Here is a 21,124-nt window from a genome sequence, read left to right as displayed (position 1 = left end):
TTGGGGCGAGCTTTATTCGCTCGCCGCGAGCTGCTTCTTCTCATTGGCGATAAGCCAGAGATTGCGGACATAGACGATGAGGCCAAGACCCTGTCCCGCGATGAAGACGGGGTCTTTACGCTGGATCGCGTAGATGAGCAGCAATGCGCCGCCGAAGAGCGAGAAGAACCAGAAGGCCACCGGCATGACGCTTTTCTTGGCCTTCTCCGATGCCAGCCATTGCACGACAAAGCGCATGGTAAAGCAGGCCTGTGCAACGAAGCCAAGCACGATCCAGCCGTCCCACTGAGCCACGAAAACTTCGTGCAGCCACTGCGACAGGCTGTTGAAAATATCAGTCATGGGTAATCTCCGTCACGCGCGGCACAACCTTGCGGCGCTTGCGCAGCCACCAGACGCCGTAAAGATCGAGAATGCCGCGCAGTCCGCGATCAAGAATACCGTAATTGGATTTGCCGTGGCGGCGTTCGCGGTCGACCACATCCACATGCACGACGTCGAAACCTTCGCGCAGCGCCAGCGATGGCAGATAGCGGTGCCAGCCGTCGAAGAAAGGCAGCTGACGGAACAGGTCGGTATGCAGCGCCTTGAGGCCGCAACCGGAATCGCGCGTCTTGTCTTTCAGGATCGCGCCGCGCAGATTATTGGCGAAGCGCGACGACAATTGCTTCAGCTTGGTATCGGTGCGCTTCAGGCGCTGGCCAGCGGCAATCCCATAGCCTTCGCCAGCTTCGACGAGCGCATCGACCAGCACCGGAAGATAGGCCGGGTCGTTCTGGCCGTCGCCGTCCATCGTAACAACAATATTGCCGCGCGCGGCAAAAACACCGGAACGCACTGCCGCACTCTGGCCGGATGATCGGTCATGGCGCAAATGGCGCAGCGGCTTGCCTGCATGGATGCGCCGGGCGAGAACATCGCTTGTCGAGTCCGTCGAACCGTCATCGACGACAATCACTTCATAGGCGCGACCCTGCATCGCGGAATCCACTTCATCCAGCAAAAAGGCCAGATTATCCGCCTCGTTGCGGCAGGGGATGACCACAGAAATTGTCGGTGTTTCCACGCAGAGTGTTCCTTCGTTCCTTGCGCTATTCTTCAAGCGCAGGCTCCGCTTTTGATGTTCGGAGCCCCGGTATCGCGCAAGCCGCGGCTTGTTTTTTCAGCATCGGCTTTCCGGAAACCGATAATCGCTTTCGGGGCCGATGCTCTAGCACTGAATACCCGAAGAAGCCAAGATGCTTCAAGAAATCGTGAGCCGAGCTCGATACAGAAGATAATAGCCGCCTTTTAACTGGACCTGGTTGAAGACGGAAGGGTCTCCGCCAGCCAATCCAGAAATTTCTGTGTCACGTCGTGCCGGTTGATGTCGTTGAGGCTTTCATGGCGCGTTTCAGCGAGGATTAGGCAGGTCACGCGCGTGAAACCCATGCGCCGCAAGCGTTCCGCCAGCCGGGAGACCGCAGCGCCTTTGGCGGTGGCCGGATCTTCGCTGCCGCCAACCAGATGAAAGGGCAGGCTGCGCGGGATTTTGCCGAAGTTGCGGTCATCCGCGCCGCGTGCGGTCATGTGCACGAGATCGAGCCACAGCGACACGGTCGCGTCGAAGCCGCAGAGCGGGTCGGCGACATAGGCATCGACCTCCGCCGGATCGCGTGACAGCCAGTCGAAAGGCGTGCGATGGCCGGGGATGGCGCGGCCCCAGGCGCGGAAGGTCAGTTTCGGCAGAAGACTGCTTGGAACATCCGAGCCTTTCAACATACGCTCTATATAAAGAAGTGCTGCAGCGGCTTTGGCTTCAAGGCCACCGTCGAAATTGGCATTCCAGATTGCAGCGGCGTCCACCGTGTCGGCATGGTCGAGCACATAGTTCAGGGCAATCAGACCGCCCATCGAATGCCCGAACAGGACCACCGGCAAGTCGGGATACTGGTCATGGATGTGGCGGTTCAGTGCCCGTACATCCTTGATGGCCACATCATGGCCTTGCTTTTGTGAAAACATTCCTTTTGGCGCATGAGCCCCGATATTCACGCCATGTCCACGGTGGTCATGCGCATAGACGTGATAGCCAGCCTGAGCCAGCGCTTCGGCAAAGCGGCCGTAGCGGGCGGAATGTTCCGCGAGGCCGTGGCAGATTTGAACGACCGCGCGCGGCGCATCGGCAAGAAGACTGCGGAACGGCAGTTTCGTCGCGTCGGAAAGGGTGAGGTGGTGGATGGTTTCAAACGACATTTCGCCATCTGATTTTATGCCGCGCAAATAGTCAATTCCCCCGTTGGGCGCGGCATTAAAAGAGGCATGACAACGTTGTATGAGCGAATTTTAGGCAAAAGCGTTTTTTGTGCAAATTCTGCTTGAAATGCGTGAAAAGCTGGGCAAATCTACATTCAACGGGGAAATACAGGGGCTTTGACGGATATAAAGGGCGTCATTTAGAGAAATCCAAGCCATCATTTGCAGGCCGTCCGATGAAAGGGAGGAAACTTTCGCGGACGGTGGCCAGAGGGGAAACCGGGTGACGGAAATATCCGCGCCCGGTTTCATTCTTTTAAGCTCAACTTTTCCGGTGCGTGCTTCTTCGGGCACTGCCTTGCCCGTCATTTATGTTTTACGCGATGCCGTTTGCGTCCGCACTCTATTTGGCCTACATACGCCTCAGCAATTTCCGCGCGGTTCGGCTTTGTATAACCCGCCGCGCTTTCTAACCCGTGGAGACGACGCGCTTTATGGCACGCCAATTCATTTATCATATGTCCGGCCTGAACAAGGCATACGGAGCCAAGAAGGTTATCGAAAACCTTAACCTGTCATTCTATCCAGATGCGAAGATCGGTATTCTCGGCCCCAACGGCGCCGGCAAGTCGACGATCCTCAAGATCATGGCCGGTCTCGACAAGGAATATACCGGCGAGGCCTGGCTCGCAGACGGTGCTACTTGCGGTTATCTCGCGCAGGAACCGTATCTCGATCCAGAAAAGACTGTGCTCGGCAACGTTATGGAAGGTGTGGCTGCGAAGACGGCCATTCTTGAGCGTTACAACGAGCTGATGATGAACTATTCCGATGAAACCGCAGACGAAGGTGCGGCGCTTCAGGATGTCATCGACAGCCAGAACCTCTGGGATCTGGAGAGCCAGGTTGAAATGGCGATGGAAGCGCTGCGCTGCCCGCCAGCCGATGCCGATGTCACCAAGCTTTCGGGCGGTGAGCGTCGCCGCGTTGCGCTTTGCAAGCTGCTGCTGTCGAAGCCCGACCTGCTGCTGCTCGACGAACCGACCAACCACCTTGACGCTGAAACCACCGCATGGCTGGAAAAGCATCTACGCGAATATGAGGGCGCTGTCCTGCTTATCACGCACGATCGCTACTTCCTCGACAATGTGACTGGCTGGATTCTCGAACTGGATCGCGGTCGCGGCATTCCTTACGAAGGCAACTACTCGGCTTATCTCGAAGCCAAGGCCAAGCGTATGATTCAGGAAGGACGTGAAGAAGATTCGCGTCAGAAAGCGCTTGAGCGTGAGCGCCAGTGGATTGCCGCAAGCCCGAAGGCGCGTCAGGCCAAGTCGAAAGCCCGTATCAAGGCTTACGATCAGCTCGTTGAAGCTGCGGAAAACCAGCGTCCGGGCGATGCCCAGATTCTGATCCCGGCAGGCGAGCGTCTCGGTCAGGTGGTTATTGAAGCGGAAGGTCTGACCAAGTCGTTTGGCGACCGCATGCTGATTGAAAACCTGACCTTCAAGCTGCCTCCCGGTGGCATTGTTGGTGTTATCGGCCCGAACGGTGCTGGTAAGTCGACGCTGTTCAAGATGATCACCGGTCAGGAAAAGCCGGATTCCGGTTCGATCCGCATCGGTGATACCGTGCATCTCGGTTATGTCGATCAGAGCCGCGATCATCTCGATCCGAACAAGAATGTCTGGGAAGAAATCTCCGGCGGCAACGACATCATCAAGCTTGGCAAGTTTGAAATGAACTCGCGCGCTTATTGCGGCGCGTTCAACTTCAAGGGCGGCGATCAGCAGGCCAAGGTCGGTAATCTCTCCGGTGGTCAGCGCAACCGCGTGCATCTTGCCAAGATGTTGCAGGCAGGCGGCAACGTTCTGCTCCTCGACGAACCGACCAACGATCTTGATACGGAAACCCTGGCAGCGCTTGAAGACGCGCTCGAAAAATACGCGGGCTGCGCCGTTATCATCTCCCACGATCGTATGTTCCTCGATCGTCTGGCGACGCATATTCTCGCTTTCGAAGGCGACAGCCATGTCGAATGGTTCGAAGGCAACTTCGAGGATTATGAAGCGGATAAGGTCCGTCGTCTTGGACCGGAAAGCGTCAACCCGAAGCGGGTGACGTATAAGCCGCTCACAAGGTAATGATTTTAAGGCCGGTGCATCGCACCGGCCTTTTCATTTGTCGAAAGGAAACAGGATGAAAGACTGGTCCGCAAAACAGTATCTGAAGTTCGAAGATGAACGCAGCCGCCCGGCGCGCGATCTTCTGGCACAGATACCCCTGACCGCGCCGCGCAAGGTGGTGGATATCGGTTGCGGACCCGGCAATTCGACCGAGCTTCTGGTCGAGCGCTGGCCGGACGCGCAGATTTCGGGCTTCGACACCTCGCCGGATATGATCGCCAAGGCGAAGGCCCGACTGCCGGATGTAGAGTTCTTCATCGGGGATGCCGCCAGTTTCGAGCCCGATGCCGAAACGGACGTGCTGTTCTCCAATGCGGTCTTCCAGTGGCTACCCGACCATATCGAGCAGTTGCAGCGGCTTTTGTCTCTGCTGCAACCGGGTGCGTTTCTGGCGATCCAGATGCCGGATAATATGGGCGAACAAACCCATATCGGGATGCGCGACGTGGCCAAGACCGCGCCTTTTGCGGCCAAGATCGGCAAGACGGGCAGGGGGGCCTTGCCGCCGGTCGCCACCTATTACGATGCTTTCGCCGCCGATGCGGCGCGGATCGATATCTGGCATACGATCTATAATCACCCGCTCGCAGGCGTCGATGCCATAGTGGAATGGGTCAAGGGCACTGGCCTCAGGCCGTTCCTCGATCCGCTGGATGCGGACGAACAGGCGGCCTATCTCGCAGCCTATAAGGCGCGCATCGCGCCGCATTATCCGGCGACCCGTGACGGTAAGGTGCTGCTTCGATTCCCTCGTATCTTCATGGTTATCCAGAAGCGATAATCATGCCGAAACCGGCCACTACACGGGGATGTGATTGGCGCTCCTGATGTCGTTGGCCGGATTGATTGAGGGTTTTTCCAATTATTTCAAAGAACTGCGGCAGGCGGTAGCGGGTCAGTGACCATCGTCCGCTTTGCTGTTGGTTATAGATCGATAGATTGCATACAAACGATTTTGCACCTATGGTCTGGTCGCATTCTGGACCTGCGCTAATTTAGCAAATTAGCGGGCAATCTTGTAACGGTGCGCTTCATCCAACATTATCGCTGTCGTTCGATGTGGGTAGCAGAATCCGCTTTTGGGAGTTTTTAACATGAGCAATGCAGGAACGCATGTCGATGCCAATGGCGAGGTCGAAGCGGCGCATGACGCCCACGATACGCGCCGTCGTGTCTATGCGATTGTGGCCAGCGCCTCGGGCAATCTGGTCGAATGGTATGATTTCTATGTTTATTCGTTTGGGGCGCTTTACTTCGCAGCGCAGTTTTTCCCCGCCGAGGATCAGACCAGCCAGCTTTTGAATGCGGCTGCGATTTTCGCGGCAGGCTTTCTGATGCGCCCGATCGGCGGCTGGCTGTTCGGCCGTATTGCCGACAAGCTTGGACGCCGCACATCGATGCTGATTTCCGTCACCATGATGTGTTTCGGCTCGTTTGCCATCGCCATCCTGCCGACCTACGCCTCGATTGGCGTTCTGGCTCCGGTGCTGTTGCTGATCGTGCGCCTGTTGCAGGGGCTTTCGGTCGGGGGCGAATATGGCACGACAGCGACCTATATGAGCGAAGTGGCGCTCGCAGGGCGTCGCGGCTTCTTCTCGTCGTTTCAATATGTCACGCTGATCGGCGGCCAGCTTCTGGCCGTTCTGGTGATCGTGCTTCTCCAGTTCATGCTCACATCCGAGCAGCTTCACGCCTGGGGCTGGCGCATCCCGTTTGCAATCGGCGGTCTGGCAGCCATTGTGGCGCTCTATCTGCGCCGCACGCTGCATGAAACGACCACGGAAGAAACCCGCAGCAGCAAGGCTGCCGGCAGCTTCGCCACCATCTGGAAACATCACCGCAAGGCGTTTCTGGTTGTCGTGGGCTTCACGGCAGGCGGTTCGCTCGCCTTCTATACCTTCACCACCTATATGCAGAAATATCTGGTCAATACGGCTGGCATGAGCAAGGAAACCGCCAGCGAAACGATGACCTTCGTGTTGCTGGCCTATATGCTGATGCAGCCGCTGTTCGGCGCTTTGTCCGACAAGATTGGCCGCAAGACCATGATGATCGGCTTTGGCGGCATTTCCATCCTCACCACCATTCCGTTGATGACGCTGATCGGCTCGGTGCAGAGCTCGACCATGGCCTTCATCTATATCGTGATCGCACTGGCCGTGGTGAGTATGTACACGTCCATCAGCGGTATCGTGAAAGCCGAACTTTTCCCGGCGGAAGTGCGCGCGCTTGGCGTAGGCTTCTCCTATGCCATCGCCAATGCGCTTTTTGGCGGCACGGCGGAATATGTTGCGCTGTGGTTCAAGCAGCAGGGGATGGAAAGCGGCTTCTTCTGGTATGTGACCGTCATGATGGTCATCGTCTTCGCGGTCAGCATCTTCATGCCGAACCCGCGCAAGCACGGTTATCTGCAGGGGCATGGTTCCGTAGATTGATCAAAACGCCGCCTCCGGGCGGCGTTTTCACATCTCCACCGCTTCGTCGTCCTCCGGCGACAAAAGCCGGGTCGCGCGCCACTCGGTCAGCTTGGCGTTGATCGCATCGAGCACGAAGAAGCGCGCGGAATCCTTGTCATATCCGTCGTCGCGCAGCGCGTCGTAATCGGTATGGGCATGGCGCACATGCGCCACTGTTGCCAGCCAAACCGCCGTCGATGGCGGCAGGGCCTTCATATGCGGGGCAAGAGCCGCAGCCCTGATTGGTTCCGAGTCCGAATAGGGAACCGCCGGGAGCAGCAATGTGAGCGATTTGGCAATGGCCTTTTGACGCGTCGTGCTTGCACCCATGGCGCTTTCCTTTCCTGCATCTGCTGTGAACGAATCCCCAGCTCCGTTCATTCTGCCATGAAAAGCGCTTGCGTAGGAACGCCTTTCCATATAAACATATCTTTATATGTTTTTGATCGCAGCCAAGGCTGCATCGCAGCGGAAGAGCTTGAGGACATGGCCGGTTTGCAGTTGCAACTCGATCAGATGGTGGATGTGCTGAAGGCGGTGGCAGAGCCAAGCCGTATGCGCATTCTGGCGCTTCTGGCGCGGGGAGACCTGACGGTTTCCGATCTGACGACCATTCTCGGCCAGTCGCAGCCGCGTGTGTCGCGTCATCTCAAGCTTCTTGGCGAAGCCGATCTCATCGACCGCTATCAGGAAGGGGCGTGGGCCTATTTCCGGCTGGCGGATAATGCGATCAGCGGCGATCTGGCGCGCGGGCTTCTGGAGCGGCTCGATCGCTCCGATGCGCTGGTCGAGCGCGATCTGGAGCGGCTTTCGCAGGTGAAATCCAGCCGTCAGGAAAAAGCTGCGGCCTATTTCAGTGCCAATGCGGGCAGCTGGGGCGAAATCCGCAAGCTGCATGTTTCGGAAAATGCGGTTGAAACCGCACTCAAGAAGATTGTCGGCGAGAAGCCATTTCAGGCCATGCTTGATGTCGGCACCGGCACCGGGCGGTTGCTGGAACTTTTCGCGCCGCTTTATGCGCGCGGTCTTGGCATCGATATCAATCGCGACATGCTGGCCGTAGCACGTGCCAATCTCGATCTTGCAGCCATTGGCAATGCGCAGGTGCGCCAGGGCGATGTTTATGCCCTGCCGGTCGAGCGGGAGAGCTTCGATCTGGTGACGATCCATCAGGTGCTGCATTTTCTGGACGATCCGCTTGCGGCGATCCGTGAAGGCGCGCGGGCGCTGCGCCCGAACGGTCGTCTGCTGATCGTGGATTTTGCGCCGCACACGCTCGAATTCCTGCGCGAGGATCACGCGCATTTACGCCTTGGCTTCAGCGACGAGCAGATGCTGGGCTGGATGAAGGATGCAGGCCTTGAGCCTGAAAAGACGCTGGAATTAAGCCCGAAAGGCGCAAGCGGAGATGAGGGACTGACCGTCAAGCTTTGGCTTGCGCGCGATCCGCGTCTTCTCATTGCCGATCCGGCAACGAATGAATCAAGCATGACGGAGACAGTGTGATGGGTTTTTATGGTCTTTCCCGCCGACCGGATGTCGGCCAGACCACCCGGGTATCGTTCGAATTCTTTCCGCCGAAGTCGGAAGAAATGGAACAGCGCCTTTGGGAAACGGTCACACGGCTGGCGCCTTTGCAACCGGAATTTGTGTCCGTCACCTATGGCGCGGGCGGCTCCACGCGGGAACGCACAATCCGCACCGTCGCGCGTATCCTCAAGGAAACCGATATTCAGCCTGCTGCACATCTGACCTGTGTGGATGCAACACGCGAGGAAGTTGACCGCGTGGTGCGCGAGTTCGCCGATCTTGGCGTCAACCGTTTCGTGGCGTTGCGCGGTGACCCGGCTGCGGGTATTGGCGAAAAATATGTGCCGACAACCGGCGGTTATCTGAATGGCGCTGATCTGGTCGGCGGCCTGCGTCAGATTGCGGATTTCGACATTTCGGTTTCCGCCTATCCGGAAAAGCACCCGGAAAGCCCGGATTTCGCGACCGATATCGACATGTTGAAGCGCAAGGTGGACGCTGGCGCCACCCGCGCCATCACGCAGTTCTTCTTCGAAAACGATCTCTATGAGCGTTATGTCGAGCGGGTGCGCCGCGCCGGGATTTATATCCCGATCGTTCCGGGCGTGTTGCCGGTGCATAATTTCAAGCAGGTCAAGAATTTCTGCGCCCGTTCGGCGACGCATATTCCAGCCTGGCTGGCAGAGCGTTTCGACGGGCTGGACAACGACCCGCAGACGCATCAGCTGGTGGCTGCGGCCATTGCCGCCGAACAGGTCATGGACCTGATCGAACGCGGCGTGCAGGACTTCCATTTCTATACGATGAACCGCGCCGATCTTCCCTTTGCGATCTGCCATATGATCGGCATTCGCCCGAAGTCGGAAGCGGCTCTGGAGCCTGCATAAAAGCTTCGCATAACCAAGAAAAAGCCCGCCGAAATGGCGGGCTTTCTGTTTCTTGCGAGACCGGTCTATCCTCGAAACCGGTGTCGCCGTAAAGGTTTGATGCGTCAGCTTTACGGTATGACGCCTGCTATCAACGCTGCAACAAATGCAAATGCTGCACAGATCATGAGGACATTCAAAGATCGTGTCAGTCCCATCGGTCTGTCTCCTTCATATGCGCCCGACAAGTGCCCGGCGCGCGCTGGTAGAGACTGGAATCTAAGCGCAAAAAGCCGCGAACAAAAGAAGATTTCGTGCTGCAACTTGGCGTGATTGCGAAAAAAACCTTCTGTTTACCACCTAAGTTATTGAAATTTCTGACCGCAAAAATCTGTTCACATTTCATGAAAAAGACACAGAACTGACAGGATTTACGGGGAAATAGCCACAATTCACACAATGTTCCGGGGGCGAAATCCCGTTTCTGGTCAGCGGATCAGGGCGAGAAAAGCGGAGAGCGTCACCACCGAAATCACCGTCGAATAGAGAATGACATTGGAGGTGATGGCCGCCTCGCGCCGGTAATGTTCGGCGAGCATGAAAGGGCCGGTGCCCGTCGGCAAGGCGGCGAGAAGGGCAGCGCTCTCAGCCATCAGCGGCGGCAATCCGAAAACATAGACCGCAAGCAGCCATGTGGCGAGCGGCTGGACGATCAGCTTGACCGAAACGAGGAAGGCAATGGCGTTGACGCTTTCGCGCTCAACCTTGCGCGACTGCGCGAGGAACAGGCCGAGCGCCACAAGCGCGCAGGGCGATGCAGCGCCGCCGAGCATTTTCAGAAAAGTTTCGGCAGGGGCGGGGATCGTCAGCCCGAGGAAAGAGAAGATCGCTCCAAGCGCCGGTGCAAGAAGCAGCGGATTGCGGATGAGGGAGCGAATGACTTTCCAGGCGAGATGAAACGGTTTCTTCTCGGTTTGCAGGCCGATTTCGATCAGGATGATCGCAAAGGCGAAGGTGACGCAAACGGTGATGATCATCGAAATGGTGGTTGCGACCAGAACGCCGGAACCGAAAGCGATCATCGACAGCGGAATGCCCATATAGCCTGTATTGGGGTAGGCGGCGTTGAGGCCGTCGAGCGCCGTATCGGCAAGCGGCAGCTTTCCGCGCAACCGCACCAGAAAGGGCAGGACGAAGGCGATAACGCTGCTCAAGAGGAAGACGGCGATGAAGCCCGGCTGCCAGAGTTCGCTGCCGTGGGTGTTGGCCATGATGTCGAACAAAAGCGCAGGCAGCGCCAGATAGACCACGAAGCGGTTCAGTTCTGCAATGGCGTGCGGCCCCAGTATTTTCAGCTTGAACGCGCCCCATCCGGAGAAAATCAGCGCAAATACAGGCAGGACGACGAGCAGGGTAGTGAGCATGGGGCAGGCATTCGCAGTCGGTGTGTCGGAAAGGAAAAGGCGCGGGGGGTGCCCGCGCCCTCATTGTTACTCAGAGCTTGTCCAGCAGCTCCTGGGTTGGCCAGGAATCGGCGGGCATGCCAAGCCGCATCTGTTCGGCGCGCACGGCATCGCGGGTCAGGAGACCGTAAACACCGTCGATCTTGGGGCCCATATCGTAGCCGCGTGCCTGAAGCTTGGTTTGCAGCTCCTTCATCTGTTCCTGCGTCAGGCCCGGAACGGGATTGCCGGGATCGAATGCAGGCGCACCGGCAAGGCGCGTCGCGAAATAGGCGGCGGTCGTCGCATAGACGATGGACTTGTTCCATTCGACGAAGACGTCGAAATTCGCATAGGACAGGAAGGCAGGGCCCTTGCGGCCAAGCGGAAGCAGCAGCGAGGCATCGCCGTCATCCGGTCCGAGCGGGCCGTTCACGCCAGTCACACCCTGCTCAGCCCACCAGGAATGCGGCTTACGATTGGTGCGGATGGCTTCTTCCCAGGGCAGATCCTTGGTGATGCGCACTTCTTCCAGCCACGGCTGGCCGCGCTTCCAGCCGAGTTCCGAAATCATGCGACCGGCGGTCATCATGGCGTCGGGAACGCTGTTCTTCAGATCGACCTTCCCGTCGCCGTCGCCATCGACGCCGCGCTCCAGATAATCCTTGGGCAAAAGCTGCATCATGCCGATTTCGCCAGCCCATGCGCCGGTCGTGCTGGCATCGACAACGCCCGTGTCGAACAGCTTGAGCAGCGCGATCAGCTGCGGACGGAAGAGGTCCGGGCGGCGGCAATCATAGGAAAGGGTGACGAGCGCATTCAGCGTGTCGAAATCGCCCTGAATCGCGCCGTAATCGGTTTCAAGGCCCCAGAAGGCGGCGAGCACGGGACCCGGCACACCATAGGTGTCTTCGACTTTCTTGAAGACATCGGCATATTTGATCAGATTTTCCTGACCTTTTTTCAGGCGCGCTTCGGAGATGAGGCGCTTGGAAAATTCGGTGAAGGTCAGGTTGAAGACAGTCTGCTTGCGATCCCGGTCGAGCACCTTCTGCTCAAGCGATGCCTTGTGCAGTTCGTTGATGCCCTTGTCGCCGACACCGGCTTCGCGCGCTTCCTTGGCCAGATTTTCGATCCACTGGCCAAGATCGGTTTCGCATTCCGGCTTGGGTGCGTTGACGGCAGTTTCGGTCGGAGCCGCAGGCGCCGGAGAGGCACTGGCGGTCTGCGCATGCGACACGGCGGTCGAAGCGAGCAGGGCGACTGTCATGATGGAAGCAACAAACTTCATCGGTAACTCACACTCGTTTTGCAGGGAGCAACAGGTCCCTTCCAAGGATTGCCAAGCACTATAGTTGCAAATTCGTCAGGCCGAGGCGAAGCGAGTGAATTTTCGAGTACCGGAGCACAGGAAATTGCTCGTTCCAGACCGGCATCACGAAGAATGCAACTGTTGAGCTAAGCTATTGCCCCAACAAGCCATGGAAATGAAGCAAAACTTGATGTGTGAGGTCAAACAGGCCCGTCTTAACGGGCCTTGTTGCTTTCCAGCCACTTTTTCCATGTGGCGGCGTCGCCTGCGAAGACATTGATGTCCGCGTCGCCCTTGATGCCCGGAATGACGCCCGTGCCGGTATATTGCCAGAAGGTCCACGGATGCGGGCCGTATTTCTCATCCGGATGACCGGCGACCGAGCGAAGCCAGAATGGATAATCCGGTATCTGGCGCAGGTCGTTGTCGTCGAAGAAATCGACGGTCGTGTAGATGATCGGGCGCTTGCCATAGTGCTTTTCAAGCGCGGCAAGGAAGATGCGCATTTCCTTGCGCACAACAGCCGCATTGGGCCGCAATTTGCAGGTGGGCGATTGCGGATTCCATTCCATATCGAGAACCGGCGGCAGCGCGGACGGATCGCGCGGCACATTCTGGATATACCAGCGCGCCTGTTCGATGGCCGGACGGCAGAAATAATAGAAATGATAAGCGCTGCGGGGAATGCCCGCCTCGCGGGTGCCGTTCCAGTGCTCGAGGAAGCGGTCGTCCAGACGATCACCGCCCTCGGTCGCCTTGATGAAGGCGAAGGAGATGCCGCTGTCGCGCACGGCGCTCCAGTCGGTGTTGACCTGATATTTTGAAACGTCGGTGCCGTGGATCGGATAGTGCCATGGCGTCTTGCCGGTCCAGTCATGCGGATCGCTGTCGCCAAAGCGCGGGGCTTTTACCGATCCTGATGGCGGCGGGATGCGGGCAACCGTGCCGTGCTTTTTCACATCGGAAAAATCGTAATCCACCGTGGTACAGGCGGAAAGGGCAAGAACGCCAAAACAGGAAGCGAGAATGCTGCGGCTGGCCAGACGGCTCATGAGACGTTTCATGCAGGGTTTCCGGTGTCGCGAATCAGTCCCTACAACGGTTACGCGATCCGCGACCGGTCGTCACCAGCCTGCAGCGTTGTTACTCCGAATTTTATACAAAAGCCCGAATTATGACGATCCAGGCAAAGCCGCGATAAAGCACGCGGCGTTCCACCGACAGGCCGCGCTCCGTTGCAAGCCGCTCGCATAGAGTGAACATGTCCTGGCGCGGGGTGACGTGAAACCAGTCGAGCCATGTATAGAGCCCGCGCTTGAACCACCGGGGCAAGCCGCTTTGATTGCCGAAATCGACGACATGTAATTCGCCCTCCGGTCCCAGATGCCGAATGCTCTCGCGAATGACCGATTGCCATTGCGGGATCATCGATAGGGCATAGGAAATGAAGATGCGGTCGAAGCCGGTCTGGTGAAAAAGCCGTTCGGGATCGAACTGCGCCGCATCGGCCAGTTCCAGCCGGGTCCGGTTTTCAATCCCCGCACGTCTGGCGGCACTGCGGGCGGTATCCAGCATTTCTGCTGAAATATCGATGCCATAGAGTTTTGCGTCGGCGTAATGCTGTGCGGTTTTGACGAGATTGCGACCGGTTCCGCAGCCGATTTCCAGAACGCTGCCGCCATCCGGCACATCGAGTGTCGCGATCATCTGGTCGCGACCCAGAAGATAATATTTGCGGGTCGCATCATAGAAGTGGCGCTGATGGCGGTAGACCCGGTCCATCAGGCTTGCATGGCTTGCGCCCTGACCGTTGCCCTGTGCATGCAGCATGTCATGCGTCCTTCAGGACATAGAGGTGAAAGCCGCCATAGATCGATGAGCGGTCGCGTTCGTGCAATGTGCGGGATTCGTCAGCGCGATATTCCCAGCGGTCGAGGATTTCCGGGGCAACGCGACCGGGCAGCAGGCTCGGCTCGGCGGCGGTGCGGAAGATCACGCGCGCGCCCGGCGCGGCAGTGCGGGTGATTTCGCTCCACACGGCATTGAGCTGGCTGTCGTTCATCCAGTCCTGCGCGTCGAGAAGAATATAGCGATCCACCGACGCCGCAGGTTTGGCAGCCAGAAAGTCGGTGTAATTGGCGTTCTGCACTGTCATGCGGTCGGCACGGGCGCGCACCGTTTCGAAATTGGCGCGCGACAGATAAGGCGGCAGCGGACCGGTTTCCTCCCCGGTCTCTTCATTACGGCTATAGCCGCGCCCGAAAGCCTGCCAGGCAAAGTAGTTTTCCGCCAGCGGAAAGCCACAGGCGAGTTTTTCGAGGCGGCTGCGCAATACGTCGGCCATATTGCCGTTTCCGGCGGTGGCGAGAGCGTCATACTGCTGGGGCGGGATGCCAAGGCCGAACAGCGAGGATTTGCGCGCCGTCGCCCAGCGCACCATGCGTTTTTCGAACAAAGGCGCAAGCGCCGTGTCGAAGAAGCTGCGCTGTTCTTCCATGGTGCGCGACTTCAGGATATCGCGCGGGTCGATGCCATAAAGGCGCGCCACGCGATGCCCCATGCCGATGAACACACCCAGCAGTCCGTGGCGATAAAGATCGCGCCGGAAGATCGAAATGCGCTGGCGGCCGTTCCATTTGCGCTTTTCCCAGTAAGCGCGGCTTTCGGCATCGAGATGCGGACGCACGAAGCGCTTGTAGGCGGCGAGGTTGGTCTTGTCGTCCGCCTTGCCGTAGAAGCGGTAAAAGGCGCTGTAATCCGGCAGATGCTTCAGCGCAGCCAGTTTCAGCCGGTTGAAGGCGACATGGGCCTCGTTGAGATCAACAGCCTCGACGCGGGCAGGGTCGGCGGTCAGGTATGACAGGGCGTTGCAGCCGCCGGACGCGATGGTGACGATGCGATGACCGGGCTGGATGGCGAGGGCCGCCATATCCACATCCGGATCTTCCCAGATTTGCGGATAGACGAGCCCCTTGAAGAGCCAGGCAAACAATCGTTCCGAAAAACCGGCGCGGGAAAGCGCATGGTTCTGGGTTAGTGCACGCTTCAGAATTGTACCGTCGGCTGATTGGTCGGCCATCAAATTCCCCTCTGGGACGAATCCCGCGCTTGGTTTCAAAAAAGTTAAACACTGGGCATGACATCGCTGTGACATGGGGATTGACGGATGAACGACCGCTTTCTGACAGGGAAATGCGGGATTAAGTGTCTGCAATCTTGGCGTTTTATTACGAACGGTAAGACTAATTGAGAGAACCTTTCCTTTGGCCTGCCGTTTTCTTCTGTGACGGTGGGTATCGACAGGACTTCTGTGCCTGATCCAACCGCAAAAGTGATCGACCGGAAGGAGCCGGTCATACACGAAGAGAGCAGAGGGGTGTCTGCGCAAACTGCGCCATGCTCAACAGGGATAAGCTCGGATCGAGCAACCCACGCTAGGAAGGAGAGCCAACATGAAGAAGTTTCTAATTACATCTGTTGCCGCTGTATCGCTTCTGGGCCTTGCTGCCTGCAACGACAAGAAGGATGACGGAGCGAGCAACGCTCCGGCACCGGCCCCGACCACGCCGGCACCTTCGAACAATGATACGACGACCACGCCTGCAACGCCGGCTCCGGCTACTCCGGGCACGGGTACGGGTGGTACGGGTAGCGCACCTGCTAATTAAGCTTGATCGTTATTTAGCGCCAAGCAAGTGCGGGCAAGTTGCAGCCGGTGAGCCGTCATAGGCCCGTATGGTAAAAGTCATAGAGATGGCGGTCCAGGAAGCTGGATCGCCATTTGTTCCAGAAGGAATTGCAATGAATGAATGATCCTGCGGCATTTTACGGGAAAGACGGCACGCAAGCGATTTCCGTGTTTAAACGCAGGTTGTCTTCGGTTATGGCTTTGGTCATGAACCGTAACACCTTGTTTTTTGTTGCCGCTATCGTTCTGGTTGCGCTTGCTGCTTGCGGCAAAGGCAGTGATGAAAAGGCTGCCGCTCCGGCGCAGGAGGGCGCTGCTGTTTCGCAGCCTGCCGCGCCAGCGGAAGGCGCATCGGAGAAAAAGGGGCCGGATCTCGTCAAGGCCTTGCGCGAGAAGGCGGGTGTGAACACGCCCGAGGAACAGGCGGCTGCCATTGAACGCGCCCGTACCAATGCCGAAGCCGCCGCAAAGGCTGTCGGGCAAAATGCCGAGCAGGCGCAGGCTGCCGGGGAAGCTGCCGCCGCGACGGCACAACGCTCCTTCAATGAGCGCCAGAACGCCGTTCAGTCCAATTAATCGGGAACGGTGTCCATTTCTTATCACAGACCGGTGATAAGAGCATATAAATCATTGTTTTTTTGACTTCGCCTCATGCGGGCGGTTTTCAGCGGCTACAGAATTTTGTAGAAAAGCACCATGTCGATTTGGGTTCGCATCGGTGAGTTTGTGGCGTCAGTGACGTCAAACGCTATTACAGGCGTTATTGAGGCTGTGCGCACCGTTTTTGAAGGCGATGCCGATACCCGCAGGCGGGTTGCCTTCTCCATTGCCATGATCGCGCTCTCGGCAAAAATGGCGAAAGCCGATGGTGTAGTCACGCAAGACGAGATACGCGCCTTTCAGGATATTTTCGCGGTGCCGCAGGAAGAAACCGCCCATGTGGCGCGGCTCTATGATCTGGCCAAGCAGGATGTGGCAGGCTTTGAAAGCTATGCGCGGCAACTGGCCGGTCTTTGCCGCGAAGGGCAGAGCGAATGCCATCTTCTGGAAGATATTCTCGATGGGCTGTTTCATATCGCCAAGGCGGATGGCTATGTCCATGAGAAGGAATTGGCCTTTTTGACCGAAGTTGCAGGCATTTTCGGTTTTGACGAAGTCGCTTTTGATCGCATCGCGGTGCGGCATGTGCAGCGCGGCGAGGGCGACCCTTACGCCATTCTCGGCCTTGAGCGCGGTGTGTCGTTCAACGATGCGCGCAGCCGCTATCGAACGTTGGTTAAGCAGCATCATCCCGACCGGCTGGTTGCCGAAGGTCTGCCGCTCGAATTTATTGCTATTGCCAATGCGCGTCTTGCTGCCATAAACGCGGCCTGGGCGAGCATAGAAAAGCATTTGGAGGCTGCGTAATGCAGACGTCAAGCGACGCAACCGGATTTCAGGACGACGAATTGGCGGAACTGGCGCTGGAAAAGCCCGATTTTCCCGATGCTACTCTCAATCCTTCACCCAATTACGGTCCGCGCCGTGACGGCAAGACGCCTGTCTATCTGATCCAGCATTATACGGGTCTGGCGACCGCACAGGAGGCGATCGATATTCTCAAATCGCCCAAGATGGAGGTCTCCGCCCATTATCTCGTTCACGAGGACGGGCAGGTGGTGCAGATGGTGTCGGAAAAGGCCCGCGCCTGGCATGCAGGCAAGAGCTTCTGGAAGGGCGAAACCGACATTAATTCCGCTTCCATCGGCATTGAAATCGTCAATCCGGGCGTTCTGCAAGACTATCCGCCGTTCAAGGACGCGCAAATCGAGGCGGTGATCCGTCTCAGCCGCGATATTTGCGAGCGCTATGCCATCCTCCCTGAAAACGTGCTTGCCCATTCGGACATCGCACCTTCCCGCAAGACCGATCCGGGTCACAACTTTCCGTGGAAACGTCTGCACGAGGCGGGCATCGGCCACTTCATCGAGCCGACACCAATTCGCGGCGGACGTTTTCTGGCGCGCGGCGAGCAGGGGCAGCCTGTTGAGGCCTTGCAGTCCATGCTGGCGCTTTATGGCTATGGGATCGAGATCACCGGTGTCTTCGATGAGGATACGGAAACGGTGGTCAAGGCATTTCAGCGTCACTTTCGGACACAAAATGTAGACGGTGTGGCCGATGTTTCTACCATAGATACCCTCTACAGGCTGATTTTTTCCCGACAAAATGTTACCGCCTGAATGGGCGGTACGGATGGCCCACCTTTCGCAATTTAATTAGAATTTCGTTCAAATTTTCAAAAATTTAGCCGAATCAAATTGTCCGCCCTGCCTGCATAGCAGGGCGTCGGCTCGTGTCTGATTGAGTCGGTTTTATTACAACCTGTAAGACGATTTTACTTTTGCAACCAATCTTCGGCTGCATTTCCCCGTCAGATGATCGATTAATCCCGGCGCAAATGGGCCTTCGAGAGCCGATACCGACCGGGACCTGAATAACGGGATCGTCTCCCCCAAGACGGACGCTCCCTCATAAGAAACGTTCCAAGACGGTAGGTTATGAAAGTAAAATTTGTTATTGTTAGCGCCCTTGTTGGCGCGATGAGTTCGTTTGGCCTGAATCCGGCGCTTAGCGCCCCTGCAAGTGAACCAACCAACCTCGCAGCACTTCTCAAGGCCCGCCAGCAGAACAAAGTTGCTGAGGCTGATAAGGCAAAGCCTTCGGTCAAAAAGGTTTCAGTCATCACAAACCGTGCCGCGCCTGCGGGCAAGGGTTCGAAGTCCGGCGGTTCCAGCCGTGCGACCAAGAGCGGTGGAAGCTACTCGCAGATCATTAATCGCTACGCTTCCACCTATGGCGTGTCGTCCTCGCTCGCTCATGCGGTCGTGCGCCACGAAAGCAATTTCCAGCCGAATGTGCGCGGTGCTGCGGGCGAAATCGGCCTGATGCAGATCAAGCTCTCGACGGCGCGCGCCATGGGTTATTCCGGCTCGGCCAAGGGGCTCTATGAGCCTTCCACGAACATCCAGTACGGCATGAAATATCTCGCCATGGCCCAGAAGCTTGGCGGCGGCAGCACCTGCGGCACGATCCTGAAATACAATGCCGGTCATGGCGCAACGCGCATGAACCCGATCTCTGCAAAATATTGCAGCTCGGTGAAGGCATATATGGCCGGGCTTTAAGCTTCGCCTTCGGAGTTCGCTCCAGAATTTACGTCGGCGGTTGCGTAGAGTTTCAAGCCGTTTGATGTGAACGAAAAGCCGGTAGCGGTTTTGCTACCGGCTTTTCTGTTGCTTTTTCGCACAGAAGCGAATTTATACGCGGTGTCAGTCGGTCGGGCAGCCGCGCCTGTCATATGCCGAAAGGCGGCAGGTGAGGAAAGTCCGGGCTCCATGGAAACACGGTGCCGGGTAACGCCCGGCGGGGGCGACCCCAGGGATAGTGCCACAGAAAGTAAACCGCCTCGTCTTCCGTATCGTTGTGCGGCAGCTGCAACGACAGGGATGACGAGGTAAGGGTGAAAGGGTGGGGTAAGAGCCCACCGCGTCTGCAGCAATGGAGACGGCGCGGTAAACCACACCGGGAGCAAAACCGAATAGGGACGGCGCGTCGGTTCGCAAGAGCCGGCAATCGGTTTCCGGATCAGTCGTCCGGGTGGGTTGCAAGAGGCGGGTGGCAACATCCGTCCCAGATGAATGGCTGCCACGTCGGGCGAAAGCCCGGCCATACAGAACCCGGCTTACAGACCGGCTGACACTTCTTCGATAGAGCGGTTCCGGTTAAAACGGAATCTTAGAACCGCTCTACCTATTTGTTTTTGCGCATTATCCGACGCATCGAAGCAGGATCAGAAATCAGTCCAGTGGACTGATTTCCCTGCGCAGGCGCTACGCACTTTTGCTGGAAATGCTCTAGCGAAAAAGCCCGGCTTCGAGCCGGGCTTTTTGCTTATGCGCAGTTGCTTGGGAGGCTCGCGCTTGACCGATCAGATCGGCACGCCGGTGAAGAAGTCGTAGATGAGCTTCAGGTTCAGCACGACGATGATGACCGCAGTGATGGCGGCCAGGATGGTGACCCAACGCGGCGCGACCAGCGATCCCATCTTCTTCTTTTCCGCCGTGAACATGACCAGCGGTATGACCGCGAAGGGCAATTGCAGGCTCAGCACAACCTGCGACAGGATCAGAAGTTGCGTCGTGCCCTGCGAGCCGTACATGATCGTCACGACGGCGGCGGGCACAATGGCCACAAAGCGCGTGATGGCGCGGCGCAGCCACGGCTTCAACCGGATACGGATAAAGCCTTCCATGACGATCTGCCCCGCCATGGTGGCGGTGATGGTCGAATTCAGGCCGCAGCATAGAAGCGCGATGGCGAAAAGCATTGGCGCAAGCGATGATCCGAGCAACGGGTTGAGCAGGGCATGGGCCTTGTCGAGATCTTCGACGCCGGTATTGCCGGTCGCGTTGAAGCTTGCGGCGGCGAGGATCAGGATCGAAGCATTGACCAGCAGCGCGAAGGTCAGCGCGATGGTGGAATCGAGCGTCGAATAGCGGATGGCTTCGCGCTTTTCAGCGGTCGTGTGTCCATAATCGCGGGTCTGCACGATGCCCGAATGCAGATAGAGATTATGCGGCATGACCGTCGCGCCGATAATGCCGAGCGCTATGTAAAGCATATCCGGGTTGCGGATGATCTCCACCGTCGGCGCAAATCCGAGAATGACCTCGTTCCATTTCGGCTGCGCCATCAGGATCTGGATCAGGAAACAGAGCGCGATGACGGCCAGAAGCGTCATGATGAGTGCTTCGACGCGGCGGAAGCCCTTATTTTGCAGATAAAGCACCAGAAGTACGTCGGCGGCGGTGATGATGACACCGAGTTCGAGCGGAATGCCGAACAGTAGATTGAGGCCGATCGCCGTACCGATGACTTCGGCAAGATCGGTGGCGCAGATTGCCAGTTCTGCCAGCAGCCAGAGCGGCCAGGCGAGAAAACGCGGATAGGCGTCGCGGCAGGCTTGCGCCAGATCGCGTCCAGTCGCGATTGCAAGCCGCGTGCAGAGCGCCTGCAACAGAACGGCCATCAGGTTGGACAGAAGCACGACCGACAGCAGCGCATAGCCGAAGCGGGAACCGCCGGCGAGCGAGGTCGCCCAATTGCCGGGGTCCATATAGCCGACGGCGACCAGATAGCCGGGACCGACAAAGGCCATGGCTCTGCGAAATCGCGAACCGGAGCGATTGACCGCCACGGAGCGATGAACATCGGACATGGAGGCTTCGCCTCGATCCCGCCGCCAGCCTTCAAAGGTGACGTCATGACCTTCGGAGGGGCCCGCACCATGGGGTGTCATGCTAAATACCTTTATTACCAATATGCACTTGCAAACTATTTGCATTTAATAATGGCATATGGGTGGTG

The 21,124-nt window shown here is 57.7% G+C and carries 20 protein-coding genes, 1 other RNA gene and 1 pseudogene; 11 read left to right on the top strand and 11 right to left on the bottom strand.

Going from position 1 to position 21,124, the window contains the following annotated elements; translation table 11 throughout:
• Positions 1-12 precede the first annotated feature (12 nt).
• From JAU75_RS14955 to JAU75_RS14940, 4 genes are all read right to left on the bottom strand, one after another.
• On the bottom strand, positions 13-342 hold the full coding sequence (locus tag JAU75_RS14955; RefSeq protein ID WP_199057300.1) for a lipid-A-disaccharide synthase N-terminal domain-containing protein: 330 nt from the start codon (positions 340-342) through the stop codon (positions 13-15).
• A complete protein-coding gene (locus tag JAU75_RS14950; RefSeq protein ID WP_199057299.1) occupies positions 335-1,066 on the bottom strand; it encodes a glycosyltransferase family 2 protein in 732 nt (243 codons plus the stop codon). Before JAU75_RS14950 ends, JAU75_RS14955 begins: the two co-directional genes overlap by 8 nt.
• Before the next feature lie 224 nt (positions 1,067-1,290).
• Positions 1,291-2,235, bottom strand: coding sequence for an alpha/beta hydrolase (locus JAU75_RS14945; protein WP_199057298.1), 945 nt, complete (start codon positions 2,233-2,235; stop codon positions 1,291-1,293).
• A 90-nt stretch (positions 2,236-2,325) separates the two neighbouring features.
• Positions 2,326-2,604, bottom strand: coding sequence for a hypothetical protein (locus JAU75_RS14940; RefSeq protein ID WP_199057297.1), 279 nt, complete (start codon positions 2,602-2,604; stop codon positions 2,326-2,328).
• A 125-nt stretch (positions 2,605-2,729) separates the two neighbouring features.
• Here JAU75_RS14940 and ettA point away from each other — a divergent pair, with 125 nt between their 5' ends.
• The 3 genes from ettA (at position 2,730) to JAU75_RS14925 (ending at position 6,856) form a co-directional block, all read left to right on the top strand.
• The gene (gene ettA / locus JAU75_RS14935; protein WP_199057296.1) at positions 2,730-4,379 is read left to right on the top strand and encodes an energy-dependent translational throttle protein EttA; all 1,650 of its coding nucleotides are present in this window, start codon (positions 2,730-2,732) and stop codon (positions 4,377-4,379) included.
• Positions 4,380-4,434: 55 nt separating this feature from the next.
• Positions 4,435-5,202, top strand: coding sequence for a trans-aconitate 2-methyltransferase (tam, locus tag JAU75_RS14930; protein WP_199057295.1), 768 nt, complete (start codon positions 4,435-4,437; stop codon positions 5,200-5,202).
• 313 nt (positions 5,203-5,515) lie between these two features.
• Entirely contained in the window at positions 5,516-6,856 is a 1,341-nt protein-coding gene (locus JAU75_RS14925; protein ID WP_199057294.1) for an MFS family transporter, read from the top strand.
• A gap of 27 nt (positions 6,857-6,883) precedes the next feature.
• Here the strand turns inward: JAU75_RS14925 and JAU75_RS14920 are convergent, their stop codons facing one another.
• On the bottom strand, positions 6,884-7,207 hold the full coding sequence (locus tag JAU75_RS14920) for a DUF2293 domain-containing protein (RefSeq protein WP_199057293.1): 324 nt from the start codon (positions 7,205-7,207) through the stop codon (positions 6,884-6,886).
• Between the two features lie 156 nt (positions 7,208-7,363).
• Between JAU75_RS14920 and JAU75_RS14915 the strand changes: the two genes are divergently transcribed.
• Positions 7,364-8,383, top strand: coding sequence for a metalloregulator ArsR/SmtB family transcription factor (locus JAU75_RS14915; protein WP_199057292.1), 1,020 nt, complete (start codon positions 7,364-7,366; stop codon positions 8,381-8,383).
• Positions 8,383-9,294 (top strand): methylenetetrahydrofolate reductase [NAD(P)H], encoded by a 912-nt coding sequence (metF, locus tag JAU75_RS14910; RefSeq protein WP_199057291.1) that lies wholly within the window; start codon positions 8,383-8,385, stop codon positions 9,292-9,294. The genes JAU75_RS14915 and metF overlap by 1 nt, the downstream gene beginning before the upstream one ends.
• Before the next feature lie 467 nt (positions 9,295-9,761).
• On the opposite strand, the gene JAU75_RS14905 is transcribed toward metF, so the two are convergent.
• From JAU75_RS14905 to JAU75_RS14885, 5 genes are all read right to left on the bottom strand, one after another.
• Complete coding sequence (locus JAU75_RS14905) at positions 9,762-10,697, bottom strand: AEC family transporter (protein ID WP_199057290.1); 936 nt, start codon at positions 10,695-10,697, stop codon at positions 9,762-9,764.
• A 70-nt stretch (positions 10,698-10,767) separates the two neighbouring features.
• Complete coding sequence (locus JAU75_RS14900; RefSeq protein WP_199057289.1) at positions 10,768-12,006, bottom strand: lytic murein transglycosylase; 1,239 nt, start codon at positions 12,004-12,006, stop codon at positions 10,768-10,770.
• Positions 12,007-12,242: 236 nt separating this feature from the next.
• The gene (locus JAU75_RS14895; RefSeq protein WP_199057468.1) at positions 12,243-13,079 is read right to left on the bottom strand and encodes a GH25 family lysozyme; all 837 of its coding nucleotides are present in this window, start codon (positions 13,077-13,079) and stop codon (positions 12,243-12,245) included.
• A gap of 103 nt (positions 13,080-13,182) precedes the next feature.
• Complete coding sequence (locus tag JAU75_RS14890) at positions 13,183-13,857, bottom strand: class I SAM-dependent methyltransferase (protein ID WP_199057288.1); 675 nt, start codon at positions 13,855-13,857, stop codon at positions 13,183-13,185.
• 1 nt (position 13,858) lies between these two features.
• On the bottom strand, positions 13,859-15,106 hold the full coding sequence (locus tag JAU75_RS14885) for a DUF3419 family protein (protein ID WP_199057287.1): 1,248 nt from the start codon (positions 15,104-15,106) through the stop codon (positions 13,859-13,861).
• A gap of 373 nt (positions 15,107-15,479) precedes the next feature.
• Between JAU75_RS14885 and JAU75_RS14880 the strand changes: the two genes are divergently transcribed.
• The 6 genes and pseudogenes from JAU75_RS14880 (at position 15,480) to rnpB (ending at position 19,458) form a co-directional block, all read left to right on the top strand.
• The gene (locus tag JAU75_RS14880; RefSeq protein ID WP_199057286.1) at positions 15,480-15,695 is read left to right on the top strand and encodes a hypothetical protein; all 216 of its coding nucleotides are present in this window, start codon (positions 15,480-15,482) and stop codon (positions 15,693-15,695) included.
• A 141-nt stretch (positions 15,696-15,836) separates the two neighbouring features.
• Positions 15,837-16,291, top strand: a pseudogene (locus JAU75_RS14875) (antifreeze protein).
• Positions 16,292-16,411: 120 nt separating this feature from the next.
• Positions 16,412-17,122 (top strand): DnaJ family molecular chaperone, encoded by a 711-nt coding sequence (locus tag JAU75_RS14870; protein ID WP_199057284.1) that lies wholly within the window; start codon positions 16,412-16,414, stop codon positions 17,120-17,122.
• Positions 17,122-17,937, top strand: coding sequence for an N-acetylmuramoyl-L-alanine amidase (locus JAU75_RS14865; protein ID WP_199057283.1), 816 nt, complete (start codon positions 17,122-17,124; stop codon positions 17,935-17,937). The genes JAU75_RS14870 and JAU75_RS14865 overlap by 1 nt, the downstream gene beginning before the upstream one ends.
• Before the next feature lie 318 nt (positions 17,938-18,255).
• Positions 18,256-18,882 carry a transglycosylase SLT domain-containing protein gene (locus JAU75_RS14860; protein ID WP_199057282.1) on the top strand — a complete coding sequence of 209 codons (627 nt, stop codon included), beginning with the start codon at positions 18,256-18,258 and terminating at the stop codon, positions 18,880-18,882.
• A 144-nt stretch (positions 18,883-19,026) separates the two neighbouring features.
• An RNA gene (gene rnpB, locus JAU75_RS14855) (RNase P RNA component class A) lies at positions 19,027-19,458 on the top strand.
• A gap of 227 nt (positions 19,459-19,685) precedes the next feature.
• Here the strand turns inward: rnpB and JAU75_RS14850 are convergent.
• Positions 19,686-21,056, bottom strand: coding sequence for an Nramp family divalent metal transporter (locus JAU75_RS14850; RefSeq protein ID WP_199057281.1), 1,371 nt, complete (start codon positions 21,054-21,056; stop codon positions 19,686-19,688).
• Positions 21,057-21,124 lie beyond the last annotated feature (68 nt).

It is taken from the genome of Ochrobactrum sp. Q0168 (assembly GCF_016427605.1).
Classification (GTDB): domain Bacteria; phylum Pseudomonadota; class Alphaproteobacteria; order Rhizobiales; family Rhizobiaceae; genus Brucella.
The sequence above is the reverse complement of the archived record's forward strand: the minus strand, read 5'-3'. Positions and strand labels throughout refer to the sequence as shown.